This is a genomic window from Streptomyces sp. YGL11-2, from assembly GCF_050054615.1.
Classification (GTDB): domain Bacteria; phylum Actinomycetota; class Actinomycetes; order Streptomycetales; family Streptomycetaceae; genus Streptomyces.
The window spans coordinates 1-4,911 of record NZ_JBNHIN010000122.1 but is presented as its reverse complement, the minus strand read 5'-3'; the positions used below and the strand labels follow the sequence as shown (position 1 = coordinate 4,911).

Sequence of the window (4,911 nt, the reverse complement as noted above, 5' to 3'; positions counted from 1 at the left end):
AGGGGCGGATCGAGTTTTTGGGGAGGTCTGACGACCAGGTCAAGTTGCGGGGTTATCGCATCGAGCTGGGTGAGGTCGAGAGTGCGCTGACGGTACTCCCGGGCGTTACCGCGGCGTGTGCGCTGATCCGCGAGGACCGGCCAGGCGACAGACGCCTGGTGGCATACGTCGTTCCCGCGGACGGCAGCATCGTGCACCAGGCCGCGATGCGGACGGAACTGGCCGGCACACTGCCCGACTACATGGTTCCGGCCACGTACGTCGTCCTCGATGCATTGCCGCTGCAGCCCAACGGCAAGGTCGACCGCCGCGCCCTGCCCGCACCCGAGGCGTCGGCGACCGGCAGTGAGGGGCGCGGACCGCACACGGCCCAGGAAGAGATCCTGTGCGGTCTCTTCGCCGACGTGCTGGGCCGACCCCGGGTCGGCGTCGACGACGGCTTCTTCGACCTGGGCGGGCATTCGCTGCTCGCCACCCGGCTCGTCAGCCGGGTGCGCTCCGTCCTCGGAGTCGAACTGGCCGTCCGCACGCTGTTCCAGCACCCCACGCCCGCCGGTCTCGCCGCCGCACTGGACGGAGCGGGGCGGGCCAGGACCCCGGTCGTGCGGGCAGAGCGGCCCACAACCCTGCCGCTGTCCTTCGCCCAGCAACGGCTGTGGTTCCTCAATCGGCTCGACGGGCCCGGTGCCACCTACAACATCCCGCTCGTGCTGGAACTCGACGGGGCGCTCGATGCCCATGCCCTGCGCTCCGCGCTCGGTGACGTGGTCGGGCGGCACGAGGTGCTGCGCACGGTCTTCCCCGAGCGGGACGGGGTACCGCGTCAATGCGTGCTGGATCCCTCGGCCGTGGACCTGGACCTGCGGGTGCGCGAGATCGACGCCGACGCGCTCGACGCGGCCGTGAGCGACGCGGTGACGAGTCCCTTCGACGTGGCGACCGATCTGCCGCTGCGTTGCCGGCTGTTCAGGACCGGCGTCGAACGCCATGTGCTGGTGCTGGTGCTGCATCACATCGCCGGTGACGGATGGTCCCTGGCACCGCTGGCCCGCGACCTGGGTGCCGCCTACCGGGCACGTGGCGCAGGCAAGGCGCCCGACTGGGCGGCGCCGGCCGTGCAGTATGCCGACTACACCCTGTGGCAGCGGGACATCCTCGGCGCGGAGAGTGACCCCGACAGCCTGGCGTCGCATCAACTGGCCTTCTGGCGCGATGCGTTGAGCGACGCCCCGGAGCTGCTGGAACTGCCCTTCGACCGTCCCCGCCCGGCCGTCACGGACCCTGCCGGTGGCGTGTACGTCCGCACGCTGGACGCCACACTGCACCACCGGTTGCTCGACCTGGCCAGGTCATCCGGCAGCACGCTGTTCATGGTGCTGCAGGCTGCCGTGGCGACGGTGCTCTCCCGACACGGCGCCGGGGCGGACATTCCCCTCGGGACCCCTGTCGCAGGCCGTACCGACGAGGCGCTGGACGATCTGATCGGCTTCTTCGTCAACACCCTCGTCCTGCGCACGGATGTGTCGGGCGACCCGACCTTCCGTGAACTCCTCGGCTGCGTCCGAGAGTTCGATCTCGCGGCGTACGCCCATCAGGATGTGCCGTTCGAATGGCTGGTGGAGAGTCTCAACCCGGTCCGTGCGCGCAACCATCACCCGCTGTTCCAGACGATGCTGGTGCTGCAGAACCAGGACACCGCCGACACCGAGCTGCCGGGACTGACGGTCGGCAGCCGCCTGGTGCACAACGGGGTCAGCAAGTTCGACCTGACCTTCGCCTTCGGTGAGGACCGCGCGCAAGGCGGGCTGACGGCCGGAGTCGAGTACGCGACCGCGCTCTTCGACGCCGCCACCGTCGAGGCCCTGACCGATCGCCTGGTCCGGCTCCTGGAGGCCGTCGCCGCCGATCCGGATCGGCCGCTGCACAACTACGACCTGCTGTCCGCCGGCGAACGCACCGAGGTCGTCCGCTGGGGCGAGGGAGAGCGCCTCCCGGCCGGTACCGCCAGGGCGAGCNGCTGCACAACTACGACCTGCTGTCCGCCGGCGAACGCACCGAGGTCGTCCGCTGGGGCGAGGGAGAGCGCCTCCCGGCCGGTACCGCCAGGGCGAGCCTGCCTGGGTTGTTCGCGGCGCGGGTGGCGGTGGATCGGTGTGCGGTGGCGGTGTCGGGTGGGGGAGTGGTGTTGTCGTATGGGGAGTTGGAGGAGGTTTCGGGTGTTCTGGCGTCGTGTTTGGTCGGGTGTGGTGTAGCGGCTGAGGGCGGAGTGGGGGTGCTCCTGGGGCGTTCTGCTGCCGTGGTGGTGGCGTCGTTGGCCGCGGTGCGGGCGGGTGGTGCGTATGTGCCGCTGGACATCCGCTGGCCCGTGGAGCGGCTGCGTCAGGTCGTGGACGTCGGTGGCATCCGGGTGCTGGTGGTCGGCGAGGAGTTCGCCGGTCACGGGTGGATCGCTGAGATGCGGCGGCGTGTCCCGGTCGTGGTGGTCGATGCGGTGGGTCGTGTCGTTGACGGTGTGCCTGCGCAGGTTGCTTCGTTGCCTGTGGTGCTGGGCGGTGGGCAGCTGGCGTATGTGATGTTCACGTCGGGTTCGACGGGTGTGCCCAAGGGCGTCGGGGTCTCGCACGCGGATGTGGCGGCGCTGGCGGCTGACAGTGCCTGGTCGGGCGGTGTCGCGGATGCGGTCCTCCTGCACTCGGCTTATGTCTTCGACGCCTCCACCTTTGAGATCTGGGTGCCGCTTCTCAACGGTGGACGTGTGGTGGTCGCCCCGGAGGGTGCCCTTGAGCCCCATGTCCTGCGCGACATCGTCACCGCCGAGGGTGTCACCGCCCTGTTCCTGACCACCGCCCTGTTCAACGTCGTGGCGGAGGTGGACCCGCAGGCCCTGGCCGGCGTCCGGATGGTCTGCGCGGGCGGCGAAACGGCCTCGCCCGGAGCGATGCAACAGGTCGCCGGCCACCTCACCGGTACGCGGGTCCACCATGTGTACGGCCCGACGGAGACGACCACCTTCGCCACCCGTCACCACGTCACCCCCGACACACCGATCGGCCCGCCACCCATCGGACAGGCCCTGGACGGTATGCACGCCTATGTGCTCGACGCGGGTCTGGGAATGGTGGCACCGGGCGTGACCGGCGAGCTGTATCTCGCCGGACCGGGGGTGGCCCGCGGCTATCTGGGCCGTCCCGCTCTGACGGCCACGCGTTTCGTGGCCGATCCGTACGATCCGTCGGGTGGGCGGATGTACCGTACCGGCGATCTCGTCCGGTGGGACGCGGACGGTCGGCTCGTCTACCTCTCCCGCGCCGACGACCAGGTCAAACTCCGCGGCCACCGCATCGAACCCGGTGAAGTGGAGGGCGTTCTCGCCGGTCTGCCGGGCGTCGCCACCGCGCATGTGCGGGTACGGGAGGACCTGCCGGGCGATCGGCGGCTGGTCGGGTATGTGGTGCCCTCCGGCGGGGCGGTGCTGGACCGTGCGGAGCTGGCGGCGGGGGTGGGACGGGTACTCCCGGCGTACATGGTTCCCTCCGCGTTCGTGATGCTGGACGCGCTGCCGCTGACGCCGAACGGGAAGATCGACCACCGTGCGCTGCCGGTGCCCGAGGCGCCCGACGGGGGCGAGGTCCGCGGTCCGCGGACGGCCCGCGAGGAGATCCTGTGCGGCCTGTTCGCCGGGGTCCTGGGCGTCGACCGGGTCGGCGTGGCGGACAACTTCTTCGAGGCCGGTGGGCATTCGCTGCTGGCGACGCGACTGATGAGCCGGGTGCGTTCGACCCTGGGCGTCGAGGTCGAGGTCCGTGCGCTCTTCGAGCACCCGACGGTCGCCGGACTCGCCGCGGTCCTCGACGCCGCCGACGTGGCACGGCCGTCGGTGCAGCCCGAGCAACGGCCCGAAAGCATGCCGCTCTCCTTTGCGCAGCAGCGCCTGTGGTTCCTCAACCGGCTCGAAGGGCCCGGCGCCACCTACAACATCCCTCTGGTGCTGCGGCTCGACGGCCCCCTGGACGTCGACGCGCTGGGTGCCGCGCTGGGCGACCTCGTCGAGCGCCACGAGACCCTGCGTACCGTCTATCCGGTGACCGACGGTGTCGCGCGTCAACTGGTGCTGGACGCGTGCGCCGTCGACCTCGCGCCCCGGCCGCAGGACGTGGTGCCCGCCGAGCTGGACCGGGTGCTCACCGACAGCGTCTCCTGCGCGTTCGACGTGGCGACCGACGTTCCGGTGCGGGTGCGGTTGCTGCGGTTGAGTGCCGAGGCGCATGTGCTGGTGCTGGTGGTGCATCACATCGCCGCGGATGGTTGGTCGTTGGCGCCGTTGGGACGGGATCTGGGTGTTGCCTATCGTGCGCGGGTCGTGGGCATGGCTCCTGACTGGTCGCCGTTGCCGGTGCAGTACGCGGACTACACCCTGTGGCAGCGGCGCATGCTCGGGGAGGAGTCCGACGCCGAGAGCCTGACGTCACGCCAGCTGGACTTCTGGCGGCAAGAACTCGCGGGGATACCCGAGTTGGTCGAACTCCCGTGGGACCGGCCGCGCCCCGCACTGCTGAACCACGAGGGCGACGCCCTCACCTTCGTGATCGGCCAGGACGCGCACCGGGGGCTTGTGGAGTTGGCGCGGTCGTGCGGGTGCACGTTGTTCATGGTGATGCAGGCGGCGGTGTCGGTGTTGTTGTCGCGGCATGGTGCGGGTGATGATGTCCCGCTCGGTACGGCGGTGGCGGGTCGGAGCGATGAGGCTCTGGATGACTTGGTGGGGTTCTTCGTCAACACGCTCGTGTTGCGGACGGATCTGTCGGGGGATCCCACCTTCCGTGAACTGCTCGACCGTGTGCGGGAGTTCGATCTGGCGGCGTTTGCGCATCAGGATGTGCCGTTCGAGCGGTTGGTGGAGGCGCTCAATCC

At 70.2% G+C, this 4,911-nt stretch carries 1 pseudogene; it reads left to right on the top strand.

The window, feature by feature from the left end:
- Positions 1–4,911: pseudogene (locus ACO1BR_RS43750) on the top strand (amino acid adenylation domain-containing protein); the annotation flags it as partial.